This window comes from Nocardioides sp. Root151, from assembly GCF_001427925.1.
Taxonomy (GTDB): Bacteria; Actinomycetota; Actinomycetes; order Propionibacteriales; family Nocardioidaceae; genus Nocardioides.
This window is the reverse complement of record NZ_LMGG01000001.1, coordinates 568119-582570: the sequence shown is the minus strand read 5'-3', so window position 1 is coordinate 582570 and position 14452 is coordinate 568119. Positions and strand designations below refer to the sequence as shown.

Sequence of the window (14452 nt, the reverse complement as noted above, 5' to 3'; positions counted from 1 at the left end):
GGGTTTCAGCGGGGCGTGCCGTTCCAGGAGTCCCAGAGCGCGGCGTACGAACCCCCGGCGGCGACGAGTTCGTCGTGCGAGCCGAACTCGATGATCGTGCCGTCCTCGCACACCGCGACCCGGTCGGCGTCGTGGGCGGAGAAGAGGCGGTGCGCGATCGCGATCACCGTGCGGCCGTGCAGGACTGCGGCCAGCGACCGCTCCAGGTGACGCGCGGCCCGGGGGTCGATCAGCGAGGTGGCCTCGTCGAGCACGAGCGTGTGCGGGTCGGCCAGCACCAGTCGCGCCAGCGCCACCTGCTGGGCCTGGGCGGCGGTCAGCGTGCGTCCACCCGACCCCACGACCTCCCTCAGTCCGTCGGGGAAGGCGCGCACCCAGGCGTCGGCGTCGACGGCGGCAAGGGCCGACCAGATCTCCGCATCGCTGGCCTCGTGCGGGGCGGCCAACGCCAGGTTCTCCCGGATCGTGCCGACGAAGACGTGGTGCTCCTGGGTCACCAGGGCCACGTGCCCGCGCAGGTCGTCGAGCGGCAGCTCGGTCAGGCCGACGCCGCCCACCGTCACCGAACCGGCACGGGGCGGATGGATCCCGGCCAGGAGCCGGCCCAGGGTCGACTTGCCGGCACCCGACGGCCCGACCATCGCGATCCGCTCGCCGACGCCGACCGACAGGTCGATGCCGTGCAGCACGTCGCGCCCCTCGACGTACGCGAAGTGCACGTCGCGCGCGTCGAGCTTCTCGTTCTCGGGCTGCGCTCCGGTGGCCACACGGTCGTCGGGCACCTGCGCGACGCCGAGCAGTCGCGCCAGTGACGCGCCGCCGACCTGGAGCTCGTCGAGGATCGACACGATCCGGTCGACGGGGTCGATCAGCATCTGCACGTAGAGCGTGGCCGTGGTGACCTCGCCCAGCGAGGCGTGGCCCTGCGTGTAGAGCCAGCCGCCGAACAGCAGCGTCGCGACGGTCGGCAACAGGTAGGCGAGCTCCATGCTCGGGAAGAACACCGTGCGCAGGTGCAGCGTGTACTTCTCGGCGGCGTAGGAGCCCTTGCAGTCGGCGTCGAGCGCGGCCACCCGCTCCGGGCCGAGGCCGAGTGCCTCGATGGTGCGCGCGCCCTCCGTGTTCTCGGTCAACGTCGCCGAGATCTGGGAGTACGACGCGTTCTCGCGCAGGTAGCCGTCCTTGGCCCGGGCGAGATACCAACGCAGCCCGATCACCAGGATGGGTACGCCGATCAGCGCCGGGAGCGCCACCCACCAGCCGACCGCCAGTGCCGCGGCGAAGGTGAGGATCGCGGTGACGACCGCAATCGTCCACTCCGGCATCGCCCAGCGCACCGACCAGCCGAGCTGGTCGACGTCACGGGAGGTGCGGGTGAGCAGGTCGCCGGAGCCGGCCGACTCGACCACGCCGACCGGCAGCGCCAACGTGTTCTCGACGAAGTCCTCGCGCAGCTCGGCGAGCACCTCCTCGCCCAGCGACTGCGAGACATAGCGCGCCTGGCGGGTCAGGATCGTCTGCACCACGAGGAAGCCGGCCAGCAGCATCGCGACGTGGTCGACGTGGCTGATCGACGTGCCCTTCTCGACCGCCTCGACCAGCTGGCCGAGCAGTCGCGGCGCGGCCAGTGCGGCCAGGGCCGCCAGTGCGTGCAGGCCGACTGCCAGCCAGAGCATGCGCGGGTGGTTGCGCGCGATCGACACCGCATAGGCCCGCACCTCACGAGTGCCCGCGACCGGAAGCACCTGGTTCATCGGGCCACCTCCACGTCGTCGTCCATCTCGGTCTCGCGGGTCACCGTGCGGCGGTACGCCGGGCAGGTGTCGAGCAGGTCGCGGTGCGTGCCGGAGGCGACGATGCGCCCGCCGTCGAGGAACGCGACCTCGTCGACCGCGTCGAGCATCAACGGGCTCGACGTGGTCACCACCGTGGTGCGGCCCTGCCTGTGGCCGCGCAACCGGGTGGCGATGCGGGACTCGGTGTGGGCGTCGACGGCACTCGTCGGCTCGACCAGGACCAGGATCTCGGGGTCGACGAGCAGGGCCCGGGCGAGCACCAGGCGCTGACGCTGGCCACCCGAGAAGGAGCGTCCGCGCTCGGCGACCTCGCCGTCGAGCCCGCCCTCGAGCGCGTCGAGCACGTCCTCGGCGCTGGAGGTGTGCAGGGCCGCCTCCACGTCGGACCCGGGTCGGCCGAGCACGTTGAGCCGGTCGCCGAGCCGTCCGGAGAACAGGGCACTGCCGGTGTCGGAGACCACGATGCGGTGCCGCACCTCGGCCGGGTCGAGGCCGGTCAACGGCACCCCGCCCAGACGCACGTCGTCGTCCGGGTCAGGCGCCTGCAGGCCCAGGCGGTCGGCCAGGTGCGCGGAGTCGTCGGGCTGGTCCGAGACGATGGCCGTGATGCGACCGGGGGTGATCGACAGTCCGGTGCGGACGTCGTACAGGCCGGAGCCGGTGGGTGGCGAGGGCATCGGGTCGGGCACCGCCGCGACGTCGGGCTCCAGGGCCAGGACCCGGCAGACGCGGGCGGCCGAGACGCGGGCGCGGATGACCTTGTTGGCGTACTCGGTGGCGGTGCGCAAGGGAATCATCAGGAACGCGGCGTAGCCGTAGAACGCGACGAGCTCACCCGGGCTGATCTGTCCGCGGACGGCGTACCGCGCGCCCAGCCAGACCACCAGCACCACGAAGATCCCGGGCAGCAGCACCTGCAGCGCGTCGAGGATCGACTGCAGGCGCGCCACCTGTACGCCGGCCCGGCGGGTGCGTTGCGACTCGCGACGGTAGCGGTCGAGGAAGACCGACTCGCCGCCGACACCACGCAACACCCGCAGGCCACCGACGATGTCGCTGGCGGTGTTGGACAGCTCGCCCATCAGGTGTCGTTGACGGGCGGAGCGCTTCTGGAGCGGGGAGAGCAATGGGCCGATCAGCAGCATGAGGGCGGGCACGCCGATCAGCACCACCAGTCCGAGCGTGACACTGGTCTGCAGCAGGATCACCGAGACCAGGACGAACGACACGATGGCGCCGGCGAACCGTGCCGTCACGTCCATCACCTGGCCGAGGTTGGAGATGTCGCTGTTGCCGATCGCGACGACCTCGCCGGTCGAGACCTTGCGGGGCAGGGTGCCGCCCAGGCGTGCCACCTGGCGGCCAACCAGCTGCACGGTGCGGTAAGCCGCGGTCAACCAGTTCGTCACCGCGAACCGGTGCCTGACGATGCCGGAGGCCGCCTGCAGGAGGCCGATCGCGAACATCACCGAGGCCCACTTGACCAGCTCGCCACGGTCGCGGTCTGCCACGCCGAGGTCGATCGCGCGCCCGATCACGGCGGGCATCACGGCCTGCGAGCTCATCCAGATGATGCCGAAGACCATGCCCAGCGCGAGCGTGTGCCACTGGCCCTTGGCCATCCACCACAGGAATCGCCCCGGCGAGCGGTGATCGGCGACGCCGGGGTCGGCCAGGGGAAGGTTGCGCACCCGCCAACGCTACGTTTGCCGCCTGTGTCGGAGCCACTGGTTTTCGCGGGCCGGGCGGCTCAGCGGGCCAGGTCGGGAACCACCTCGGCGCCGGGCAGCTCACCGAGCAGCCGGCCGGGGAAGAACAGCTTCGAGTGGCGTACGCCGCTGCCGATGATGGTGCGCTCGATCTCCAGCACCCGCGTGTCGACCAGCAGTCGCCATTCGGCGGGCAGGCCGATCGGGGTGATGCCGCCGTACTCCATGCCGGTCTCCTCGACCGCGCGCTCCATCGGGTGGAAGGAGCACTTGCGGACGTCGAGGGTGCGCTTGACGAGGCCGTTCACGTCGGCCCGGGTGTCCGCGCGGACGACGCACGCCGCGAGCCGCTCCTCGCCAGATCGCTTGCCGCTGATCACCACACAGTTGGCGGAGTCCTCCATGGAGGTGCCGTAGGCCTCGCTCATCACGGCGGTGTCCGCGAGCTCCGGGTCGATCTCGGCGACCAGCACCTCACCGGCGTGCGCCCAGTCGCGCAGCGCCTTCGCGACGGGGTCGGCGACGAGGTCGAGGCGGTCCAGGGCGGGCAGGAGGTCGAGGGACATGCCTGACATGGTGTCAAAGTGCTCGCGCGCCATTCACCGCGCCTTCACCACCCGGACCCCTGCCCATGTCTCACTGATGGTGTGACCCAACTTGCCGTCTCGCGCAAGACGCAGAGCCTGGTGGTGACGCCCGCCGTGGTGGCGCACCGCGGGGCCAGTGGCTACCGACCCGAACACACCCTCGAGGGCTACCGCATGGCGATCCGCATGGGCGCCGACGACATCGAGCTCGACCTGGTGGCCACCAAGGACGGTGTGCTGGTGGCCCGGCACGAGAGCGAGATCGGCACCACCACCGACGTGGCGGACCACCCCGAGTTCGCTCACCGGCTGACCACCAGGACCATCGACGGAGTCGTGCTGCACGGCTGGTTCGTGGAGGACTTCACCCTCGCCGAGCTGAAGACCCTGGCCGCTCGCGAGCGACTGGCGACCCTGCGTCCGGACAGTGCGGCGTACGACGGCGCCTGCGGGATCCCGTCGTTCAACGAGGTGCTGGCGATGGTCGGGGCCGAGTCCGTGCTGGGCGGCCGCAGCATCGGCGTGATGGCCGAGCTCAAGCATGCGGCGTACTTCGACTCGATCGGACTGCCGCTCGACGAGATGCTGCTCTCGGACCTGAGGCGCCACGACCTGGACCACCCACGCTCACGGGTCACCGTGATGTCGTTCGAGCCGACCGTCCTGCGCCGGCTCGCCCATCGCACGCGGGTGGCCGTCGTTCAGTTGCTCGAGGCCGCCGACAAGCGCCCCGCGGACCTGATCGCAGTGGGCGACCCCCGCACGTACGCCGACCTGTGCACGCGCGAGGGCCTGGCCTGGATCGACGAGTACGCCGACGGCATCGGGGCGCACAAGTCGCTGGTGCTCCCTCGCGACGACAGCGGTGCGATCTCGACGCCGTCGGCCCTGGTCCGCGAGGCCCACCGGATGTGGTTGACCGTCCACGTGTGGACCCTGCGCCGGGAGAACCGCTTCCTTCCGCTCAACCTGCGCCGCGGTGCTGGCCCCGGTGCGGCCGGTGACCTGGCCGCCGAGGCCAAGGCCTTCCTCGACGCCGGGGTCGACGGGTTGATCACCGACCATCCCGACATCGTGCTCGACGTGCTCCGCGAGGCGGACGTCCTGCGGTCCGGTGGCCAGGGCAGCCGAACTGCCTGACGTTGTTCGGGACGTCCTGCACCGAGGTCGTCCCAGCCGCCGCGTCGCAGGACGTCCTGCCTTCGGTCACGTCGCGTTCACCGGGTTCCGGACTCGGTGTCATCTGCGGCCACGACGCTCGCGATCATGAAACGAACTCTCGGTACTTCCGTCGTCGCTGCACTCGTGGCTTCCGTCCTCCTCGCGCCGGGCGGCGCCTCTGCCGGTGCGGCACCGGCCGCAGCCGCGGCCGCGAAGGAGCGCACCACCGAGCCGATCGTGATCGGCCACCGCGGTGCCTCCGGATATCGCCCCGAGCACACGCTGGCGTCGTACCGCCTGGCCATCCGGATGGGCGCCGACTACGTCGAGCCGGACCTGGTCTCCACCAGTGACGGTGTGCTCGTCGCCCGCCACGAGAACGAGATCGGCGGCACCACCGACGTCGCGGACCACCCCGAGTTCGCCGACCGCAGGACCACGAAGACCATCGACGGCAAGCCGATCACCGGATGGTTCACCGAGGACTTCACGCTCGACGAGCTCAAGACCCTCCGCGCCAAGGAGCGGCTCCCACAGGTGCGACCCGACAACACGCGGTACGACGGGCAGTTCGAGATCCCGACCCTCGACGAGGTGCTCGCCATGGTGCGTGAGGAGTCCAAGCGCACGCACCGCCGCATCGGCGTCTATCCCGAGACCAAGCACCCGACCTACTTCGACTCGATCGGCCTCTCGCTGGAGGAGCCGCTGCTGCGCACGCTGCGCCGGCATCACCTGGACCGCCGCAACGCGCCGGTGATCCTGCAGTCCTTCGAGACCGCCAACCTGCGCGACCTCGATGCCCGGACCGACCTGCCGATCGCCCAGCTGATCGACGGCTCGGGGGCGCCGTACGACCTCGTCGCGGCCGGTGACCCGCGCACCTACAAGGACCTGACGAAGCCGGAGAACCTCGCCGACATCGCGTCGTACGCCGACGGGCTGGGCGCACACAAGGACCTGGTGCTGCCGCGTGACGCGTCCGGCGCGACCGGAGAGCCCTCCGCACTGGTCGACGACGCGCACGACGCCGGGCTGACCGTGCACGTCTGGACCCTGCGCGACGAGAACCAGTTCATGGCGACGAACTTCAGGATCGGCACCGACCCGAACGCCAAGGGCGACTCGCGGGCAGAGGCGTTCGCGTTCTTCGACGCGGGGGTCGACGGCGTCTTCACCGACTACACGGACACCATCGTCGCGGCCCGCGAGGACTGGCTGGCCGAGCAGTGAAAGCAGCAGCAATGCGTGACGCCGACGCAAAAAAGGTGCAGGGTGCTGGAATGACATTCACTCTCGGGACACGAAGGACCACAGTCCAGCGCCGCCCAATCCGCATCAGCACAGTCCTCATCGTGATCGCCTTCGTGGTGGCACTCGTCCAGGCACCGGTGACCGCGGCGACTCCGCTCACCGTGGCGCAGGGCATCTCCACCCAGAACGGCTCGTCGGCCACCGTGCGTGGCTACGTGGTCGGGCAACCCACGGCCACGAACACCGTGGTCACCAGCAACTATCCGAACGACTACGCGCTCGCCCTCGCGGACAGCGCGTCGGAGACCAGCACCTCTCGGATGCTCTACGTGCAGATCCCCGCGGAGTTCCGCGCACAGTGGGGGCTCCAGTCGAACCCGTCGCTCGAGGGCCAGCAGGTCGACGTGACCGGCTTGCTGTCGGCGTACTTCACCCACCCCGGGCTGAAGTCCGCATCGGCGTTCAGCCTCGTCGGCTCCGACCCTGACCCTGACCCGACCGACCCGCCGCCCGGCGACGGTGAGCACGACGACTACTACGCCGACGCCCTCGGCAAGACCGGTCCGCAGCTGCGCAGCGCGCTGCACACGATCATCTCGACGCAGACGAAGCTGAGCTACGACCAGGTCTGGAACGCGCTGAAGGCGACCGACGAGGACCCGAACAACCCCAGCAACGTGATCCTGTTCTACTCCGGCATCTCGCGCAGCAAGTCGCTCAACGGCGGCGGCGAGAACGACTGGAACCGCGAGCACGTCTGGGCAAAGTCGCACGGCGACTTCGGTACGGCGACCGGTCCCGGCACCGACATCCATCACTTGCGGCCCACCGACGTTTCGGTGAACTCGATCCGTGGCAACAAGGACTTCGACAACGGCGGGGGTGCGGTCAGCGAGTGCTCCGACTGCGCCACCGATGCCGACTCGTTCGAGCCGTCCGACGCGGTCAAGGGCGACGTGGCCCGGATGATCCTCTACATGTCGATCCGGTACGAAGGCGGCGACGGCTTCGCGAACCTCGAGCCCAACGACCTGGTCAACAACGGGGCGAACCCCTACATGGGCCGCCTCTCGGTCCTGCTCCAGTGGAACGCGGCGGACCCGCCCAGCGCGTTCGAGAAGCACCGCAACGACGTCATCTTCGACCAGTTCCAGCACAACCGGAACCCGTTCATCGATCACCCCGAGTGGGCCAACGCGATCTGGAACTGATCCACGAACCTGCAGTTGCTGCGCCTCGAACCGGCAGTTCCTGCGCTCGTCAGGAGCGCAAGAACTGCCGGTTCGGCCATCAAGAATCGCCGGCTCGCGCAGCAAGAATTGCCGGCTGGTGGGTCAGGACTCGGGCATCAGGACCCAGGCGGCGACGTAGGCGAGGGCCACGGTGCCGAAGCTGAACAGCGCGGCGACCACGGTCAGCACCCGGACCAGGGCCAGGTCGATGTTGAAGTAGTCCGCCACACCCGCGCAGACACCTCCGAGCATGTTGTCCTGCCGGCTGCGGGTCAGGCGCTTGCGTGCGTAGTCGTTCATCGGTTCTCCTCCATGAAGTGGTGGTTCGGTTCGCCCGTCGTACGACGGGATCGGATGTTGGCCCAGGTGGCGGCAGCGAGGCCGATGGCACCGCCGGCCACCCAGGGAATCGGCAGCAGCCAGCGGATGTCGTCGTCGTCGACGGCCTCCCCGGCGACCAGCGCCCAGATGCCGACCAGGCCCAGGAAGACCAGGCCCATCACCAGGTGTCCGGTGTTGACCGGGTGTCGACCGGTGTCGGCGCGGGGGTCCGTCGTGCTGTCCGGTGCGGTGTCGAACGAGGTGTCCATGTCGGGTCCTTCGGTGCCGGGGGAGTCGTGGCCTGAATCTGATCCGGGGAGTCTCATCGCGCGACCACGCTGACGTCGCCGACTTCGAGGTCCGCGTCGATGCGCAGGTGCGGCTGGTCCGCGTCGCCGAGGTTGCTGCCGCTCAGGTCCAGGTCGAGGCCGCCGGTGGAGCGGCCGAAAACCTCGATCTCACCGATCTCGACCGTGGCGTCGGCGGAGACGTGGAGCCCGCGGGGCACGATCACCTCGATGGTTCCGACCTCGCCGTCGATCTCGAGCGTCCGTCCGTCGAGCGCCCGGAGGTCGCGGACCTGGGTGAGGTCGAGCCTGATCTCGCCGGCCTCCATGTCGTACGACGACTTCAGCTGGCTGGCCGACGTCGGGCTCTCCTTGACCGTCGTCCCGTCCCAGCGATCGGCGATCGTGCTCAGGCTGAGCACCACCGCGGCCACCAGGCCGAGGAAGATCAGCCCGCCGGCCCGGCCGTAGAACGCGCCGACCACCAGCATCACGCCGATCACGCCGAGCGCGAGGGCCGGGTACGCCGAGTCGGTGACGTCGGCCCCGGCCAGGTCGAAGATGCCGAGCACGCCGGCGGCTAGCGCGGTCAGGGCCAGGGTGAACCAGAAGAGGATGGGACCGCGCTTGCGCGGGTTGCGGGGAAGCCGCGGCGGAGGAGGCGGCGCCATCGGCCCGCCGGTCGCGCCGCCGGTAGGGCCGTCAGTCAGGCCGCCGGTCAGGGGCATCGTCGCGGTGGCGTCCGCGCCCACCCAGCCGGGCTGGGCGCCGGTGCCGGTCCAACCCGTCTGCGTGCCCGGGCCCACCCAACCGGCGTTCGGACCGTAGGTGCGTTCGTTCCTGCGCCGCTCGCGACGGTCGCGTCGGGACAGGATCACCCAGGCGATGAGCCCGATCGCGAACAACGGCCAGGGGAACCAGCCCGGGCCCCAGGCGTCACCGACCAGTGCGAGGCCGGCGAGGATGCCGACGCCGATCAGGGCGACGTTGCGGGAGCGGGCGTCGAGCTGGATGGTGGCGCTGCGACCGGTGTCCTCGGGAACGAGCAGCCAGCAGGCGACGTAGATGATCAACCCTGCCCCACCGAAGAACGTGAGCACCACGAACGCGACGCGCAGGATCACCGGGTCGACGTCGAGGTGACGACCCAGGCCTCCGGCGACGCCGGCGACGTGCCGGTCGTAGCTGCTGCGCCGCAGGTTGGCGAGGTCACGCATCTGCTCGCCGCTGACCCGCGGGCCCTCGTGGGAGGAGCCGGGTTGCGGACCGGCCTGCTGGCCGGCGTGGGGCGCTTCGGTGTCGGCGCCGTCGTTGGTCGGGTTCTCGTTCATGTCTCCAGCCTGAGGCCTGCTCACGCCCGGCACCATCGGGAACAACCCTGATCTCTTGCCGTTGCAGGGCAATTCGGCTCAGGGTCGGGTCAGGGGTTCGCCTCATGGTCCGCGCGCCCGCACTGTGTGACGATTGCTGCACGATGACGAGCACTGCCCCCCACCACGAGGTACGACGGGCCACCCGCGACTCGACCGACAACTACCTCGGTGGAGTGGCCGCCGGGTTGGCGCGTCACCTCGGCCTGCCCGTGATCTGGGTGCGCGTGGCGTTCATCCTCACTGCGGCGCTCGGCGGCATGGGCATCGCGATGTATGCCGGCCTCTGGATGGTGCTGCCCACCGACGAGCGGTTCAGCGACGAGGCGCCGGGCCTGGCCTCGGCCAGTCGCTCGGGCAAGCGTCCCGGCCGGGTTCGCCGGATGGCCGACATGGGACCCACGATCGCCCTGGGCGCACTGGCCTTCGGCATCGTGATCATGGTCGAGTCGGTCTTCGGGAGGGGAGCCCTCTTCTGGCCGGTCGTGCTCGGCATCGTCGGCGTCGCGCTGATCTGGCGCCAGGCCGACGAGGCACAACGCGAGCGCTGGCTCGACTCCTCCGAACGGCTCGACCCGGTCAAGGCCATGTTCGGCAGTCGCACCTGGGCGTCGTACGCCCGCATCTTCGCCGGCGGTGCCCTGATCCTCTCCGGGCTCGGTGTCTTCGCCCTGACCGGTGGCCGTCTCGACGTGGCCCGCGAGATCGTCGTCGCAGGCTTCCTCGGTGTGGTCGGTCTGGCGCTCGTGGTGGGGCCGTGGGTCTTCCGGCTCTCCTCCGACCTCGGCCAGGAACGCGCCGAGCGGGTGCGCAGCCAGGAACGCGCCGACGTGGCAGCGCACCTGCACGACTCGGTGCTGCAGACCCTCGCCCTGATCCAGAACAACGCCCACGACCCGGCCACCGTGGCTCGTCTCGCCCGCGCCCAGGAACGCGACCTGCGGACCTGGCTGTTCGCCGAGCAGAAGGACGAAGGCGCCTCCATCGCCGCCGCGCTGCGGGCCCTGACCGCCGAGGTCGAGGACACCTACGGCGCCACCGTCGAGACCGTCGTGGTCGGCGACGTGCCGGTCAACGAACACGTCGCGCCGATCGTCCACGCCACCCGCGAGGCGATGACCAACGCGGCCAAGCACGCCGGCACCGGCAAGATCGACGTGTACGCCGAGGTGTCGCCCTCGCGCGTCGAGATCTACGTCAAGGACCGCGGTGTCGGCTTCGACCCGTCGTCCGTGGCCGAGGACAGGCAGGGTGTCCGTGGCAGCATCGTGGCGCGCATGGAACGCCACGGTGGCAGCGCCGAGATCCGTAGTACGCCGGGTGCCGGCACCGAAGTGGTGCTGGGCATGCCCCTGCAGGAGGAGAAGTCGTGACCCGAGTCGTGATCGTCGATGACCACGCCATGTTCCGCGCCGGAGTGCGCGCCGAGCTGACCGGCGCCGCAGCCCCCGGAGCGCTCGAGATCGTCGCGGACGCCGAGGACGTGCCGACCGCGGTCGCCGCGATCCGTGAGCACCGGCCCGACGTCGTGCTCCTCGACGTGCACCTGCCCGGAGGCGGCGGCGTCGAGGTGATGCGCCAGCTGGGCACCACCGAGACCCGCTTCCTGGCGCTCAGCGTCAGCGACGCCGCCGAGGACGTCATCGGCACCATCCGGGGCGGCGCCCGCGGCTACGTCACCAAGACCATCACCGGTCCCGAGCTGGTCGCCGCGATCAAGCGCGTGGCCGAGGGTGATGCCGTGTTCTCCCCACGGCTGGCGGGTTTCGTGCTCGACGCCTTCGCCGGCTCCATCGAGGTCGCCGCCGTCGACGAGGACCTCGACCGGCTCACCGAACGCGAGCGCGAGGTGATGCGCCTGATCGCCCGGGGCTACGCCTACAAGGAGGTCGCCAAGGAGCTGTTCATCTCCGTGAAGACCGTCGAGACCCACATGTCCTCGGTGCTGCGCAAGCTCCAGCTCTCCTCGCGCCACGAGCTGACCCGATGGGCGAACGACCGCAGGCTCCTCTAGGTCGGGCGCCGACTCGGCGCCGACTCGGCGTACGACGACACGCCTGTCCGGTGGCGCATCATTGACATTCGCGCGGTGTCACGGTCCGATGAAGGACGCGCAATTGCTGACGTCCATCGATTCCAGCACCGGGAGAGTGACCATGCACGTCGTCATCGCCACAGATGGTTCGCGTCAGTCCCTGACTGCGGCCAAGCAGTTCAAGTCGTTCGCCGATCCCGCCAAGGTCACCGAGGTCTCGGTCGTGGCGGTGATCCGCCCCCTGGCCGCGGTGGCGTTCGCCAACGACCTGTCCACGTCGAAGCGAGCCAAGGACCCGGGCGAGGACACCTCGTCGCGCCAGGCTGCCATCGACGCGGTCGACACGATCGCGGCCGTCTTCGACGGATGGGGCGCCAAGGTGCACAAGCGGGTCCGCAGCGGTTCGCCGGCCAACGAGATCATCAAGGCCGCCACGACGTACGGCGCCGGCCTGGTCGTCATCGCAGCCGGAGGGCGCGGGCTCAGCGACACCGTGCTGATGGGCAGTACGGCGCAACGGGTGCAGCACTACGCCCCGTGCCCTGTGCTGGTGGTGCGTCCGGCCAAGAAGCCGCGTGGCAGCAGGCGCGAGGCGGCGAAGAACGCGGCCCGCAAGGCGGTGCACGCGAAGCCCGCCACGCCGGCGAAGAAGACGCCTGCCAAGAAGACGCCTGCCAAGGCAGCGCCAGCCAAGACGACACCCGCCAAGACGGCGCCGGCGAAGAGCGCCGCGAAGGCGCCGGCCAAGAAGACCGCCGCGAAGAAGACCGCTCCGAAGAAGTAGCACCCGACCGCGCCGGCTCCAGGGCCACGTAGGATCCCGGCCATGGAAACCCTGCGGCTGGTGCTTCTCTTCATCCACATCCTCGGTTTCGCCGCGCTGATCGGTGGCCTGCTCTCCCAGATGGGCGCCGTCGACAAGGTGGTCAACGGGCCGATGCGCGACGGCGCCGGTACGGCGTTCCTCGCCGGCCTGGCCCTGGTCGGCGTACTCGAGGCAGGCGACGGCGACGTCAACCACGCCAAGATCGGCGTGAAGCTGGTGATCGGCCTGGTCATCCTCGGGCTGGTGATGGCCAACCTTCGCAAGCCGAGGATTCCCGACGGCCTGTTCTACGGACTGCTCGCGCTGTCGGTGGTCAACGTGGCCGTCGCGGTGTTCTGGTCCTCGGCCCACGTCTGAGGATCGCGCCCGGCGCCCGCGCCTGACGGTCCGGCACGCGGCGCGGCAACTCTGGCTGCGACAATGAAGCCATGGCCAGCTCCGAGCACCAGTCCTCGCCCGAACGAGTCGTCATCATCGGCGGCGGACCCGGCGGCTACGAGTCGGCCCTGGTGGCCGCGCAGCTCGGCGCCGACGTGACCGTGGTCGACTCCGACGGCATCGGCGGCAGCGCCGTACTCACCGACTGCGTGCCCAGCAAGACCCTGATCGCCACCGCCGAGGTGATGACCGAGGTGGCCGACGCCGCGGAGCTGGGGGTCACGTTCCTCGACTCCGAGGGCGACGTGGCCAGCAAGGTGAAGGTCGACCTGGCCAAGGTCAACGCCCGGGTGCTGCGCCTCGCCGCCGACCAGTCCGCCGACATCGCCAGGCGCCTCGAGCGCGAGGGCGTCAAGGTGGTCAGTGGCCGCGGGCGCCTCGTCGCGTCACACGCGGGCAGCCACACGGTTGCGGTGACCGCCGCCGACGGCAGCGAGCAGACCGTCGAGGCCGACGCCGTGCTCGTGGCCACCGGTGCCGCACCGCGCACCCTGCCCTCGGCTCAGCCTGACGGCGAGCGCATCCTCACCTGGGAGCAGGTCTACGACCTCACCGAGGAACCGGAGAAGCTGATCGTGGTCGGCTCGGGTGTCACCGGCGCCGAGTTCGCCTCGGCGTACCTCGCCCTGGGCATCGACGTCACCCTCGTCTCCTCGCGCGACCGGGTGCTGCCCGGCGAGGACGCCGACGCCTCCGCCGTCCTCGAGGACGTCTCCAAGCGGCGCGGCATGAACGTGCTCTCGAAGTCGCGCATGGAGTCGGTGACCCGTGACGGCGACACCGTCACCGTCACGTTGACGGACGGTCGTAGCGTCACCGGCTCGCACTGCATCCTCGCCCTCGGGTCGATCCCGAACACCGCGGACCTCGGACTCGAGGAGGCCGGCGTCCGGGTCGACGACGGCGGGTTCATCAAGGTCGACAAGGTCTCGCGCACGTCGGCGCGCGGGGTGTACGCCGCGGGCGACTGCACCGGCGTCCTGATGCTGGCCTCGGTCGCCGCCATGCAAGGTCGCATCGCGATGTGGCACTTCCTCGGCGACGCGGTCGCGCCGCTCGACCTGCGCAAGGTCTCCTCCAACGTCTTCACCGCGCCCGAGATCGCCACCGTCGGCTGCTCGCAGAAGGCGGTCGACGACGGCGAGATCATCGCCGAGGTCGTGATGCTCAAGCTCTCGGGCAACCCGCGGGCGAAGATGCAGGGTGTGCGTGACGGCTTCGTGAAGCTGTTCTGCCGTCCCGGAACAGGCACTGTCGTCGGTGGCGTCGTGGTCGGTCCGCGCGCGTCCGAGCTGATCCACCCGGTCTCGATCGCGGTGGCCGAGGCGCTCACCGCCGACCAGGTGGCCCAGGTGTTCACGGTCTACCCGTCGATGTCGGGCTCCATCGCGGAAGCCGCGCGCCGCCTGCACAACGTCTGAGCGTGGTGCCGGGCG

At 70.3% G+C, this 14452-nt stretch carries 14 protein-coding genes; 8 read left to right on the top strand and 6 right to left on the bottom strand.

Going from position 1 to position 14452, the window contains the following annotated elements; genetic code table 11:
* Positions 1 to 5: 5 nt before the first annotated feature.
* From ASD66_RS02710 to ASD66_RS02700, 3 genes are read right to left on the bottom strand one after another with little or no spacing between them, the layout of a single operon-like run.
* Entirely contained in the window at positions 6 to 1754 is a 1749-nt protein-coding gene (locus ASD66_RS02710; protein WP_056889964.1) for an ABC transporter ATP-binding protein, read from the bottom strand.
* Positions 1751 to 3487 (bottom strand): ABC transporter ATP-binding protein, encoded by a 1737-nt coding sequence (locus ASD66_RS02705; RefSeq protein ID WP_056889963.1) that lies wholly within the window; start codon positions 3485 to 3487, stop codon positions 1751 to 1753. Before ASD66_RS02705 ends, ASD66_RS02710 begins: the two co-directional genes overlap by 4 nt.
* 59 nt (positions 3488 to 3546) lie before the next feature.
* Positions 3547 to 4071, bottom strand: a complete 525-nt coding sequence (locus ASD66_RS02700) for a YbaK/EbsC family protein (RefSeq protein WP_414858560.1) — start codon at positions 4069 to 4071, stop codon at positions 3547 to 3549.
* An 81-nt stretch (positions 4072 to 4152) separates the two neighbouring features.
* On the opposite strand from ASD66_RS02700, the gene ASD66_RS02695 reads away from it, so the two are divergent.
* From ASD66_RS02695 to ASD66_RS02685, 3 genes are all read left to right on the top strand, one after another.
* Positions 4153 to 5232, top strand: coding sequence for a glycerophosphodiester phosphodiesterase family protein (locus ASD66_RS02695; RefSeq protein WP_056889961.1), 1080 nt, complete (start codon positions 4153 to 4155; stop codon positions 5230 to 5232).
* A gap of 165 nt (positions 5233 to 5397) precedes the next feature.
* Positions 5398 to 6486, top strand: a complete 1089-nt coding sequence (locus tag ASD66_RS02690) for a glycerophosphodiester phosphodiesterase (RefSeq protein ID WP_235529940.1) — start codon at positions 5398 to 5400, stop codon at positions 6484 to 6486.
* A 122-nt stretch (positions 6487 to 6608) separates the two neighbouring features.
* Positions 6609 to 7718, top strand: coding sequence for an endonuclease (locus tag ASD66_RS02685; protein ID WP_235529939.1), 1110 nt, complete (start codon positions 6609 to 6611; stop codon positions 7716 to 7718).
* Positions 7719 to 7841: 123 nt separating this feature from the next.
* Here the strand turns inward: ASD66_RS02685 and ASD66_RS02680 are convergent, their stop codons facing one another.
* The 3 genes from ASD66_RS02680 to ASD66_RS02670 are packed head-to-tail and all read right to left on the bottom strand — an operon-like array spanning position 7842 to position 9678.
* Complete coding sequence (locus ASD66_RS02680) at positions 7842 to 8039, bottom strand: PspC domain-containing protein (protein ID WP_056889958.1); 198 nt, start codon at positions 8037 to 8039, stop codon at positions 7842 to 7844.
* Complete coding sequence (locus ASD66_RS02675; RefSeq protein ID WP_056681595.1) at positions 8036 to 8329, bottom strand: hypothetical protein; 294 nt, start codon at positions 8327 to 8329, stop codon at positions 8036 to 8038. Before ASD66_RS02675 ends, ASD66_RS02680 begins: the two co-directional genes overlap by 4 nt.
* 53 nt (positions 8330 to 8382) lie before the next feature.
* On the bottom strand, positions 8383 to 9678 hold the full coding sequence (locus tag ASD66_RS02670; protein ID WP_056889957.1) for a PspC domain-containing protein: 1296 nt from the start codon (positions 9676 to 9678) through the stop codon (positions 8383 to 8385).
* A 143-nt stretch (positions 9679 to 9821) separates the two neighbouring features.
* Between ASD66_RS02670 and ASD66_RS02665 the strand changes: the two genes are divergently transcribed.
* The 5 genes from ASD66_RS02665 (at position 9822) to ASD66_RS02645 (ending at position 14437) form a co-directional block, all read left to right on the top strand.
* Positions 9822 to 11090, top strand: a complete 1269-nt coding sequence (locus ASD66_RS02665) for an ATP-binding protein (protein ID WP_082599294.1) — start codon at positions 9822 to 9824, stop codon at positions 11088 to 11090.
* A complete protein-coding gene (locus ASD66_RS02660) occupies positions 11087 to 11731 on the top strand; it encodes a LuxR C-terminal-related transcriptional regulator (RefSeq protein ID WP_082563801.1) in 645 nt (214 codons plus the stop codon). Before ASD66_RS02665 ends, ASD66_RS02660 begins: the two co-directional genes overlap by 4 nt.
* Positions 11732 to 11873: 142 nt before the next feature.
* Positions 11874 to 12536 carry a universal stress protein gene (locus ASD66_RS02655; protein ID WP_082563800.1) on the top strand — a complete coding sequence of 221 codons (663 nt, stop codon included), beginning with the start codon at positions 11874 to 11876 and terminating at the stop codon, positions 12534 to 12536.
* Between the two features lie 42 nt (positions 12537 to 12578).
* The gene (locus tag ASD66_RS02650) at positions 12579 to 12935 is read left to right on the top strand and encodes a hypothetical protein (protein ID WP_056681593.1); all 357 of its coding nucleotides are present in this window, start codon (positions 12579 to 12581) and stop codon (positions 12933 to 12935) included.
* A gap of 71 nt (positions 12936 to 13006) precedes the next feature.
* Entirely contained in the window at positions 13007 to 14437 is a 1431-nt protein-coding gene (locus ASD66_RS02645) for an NAD(P)H-quinone dehydrogenase (RefSeq protein ID WP_056889956.1), read from the top strand.
* The last annotated feature ends 15 nt before the right edge of the window (positions 14438 to 14452 follow it).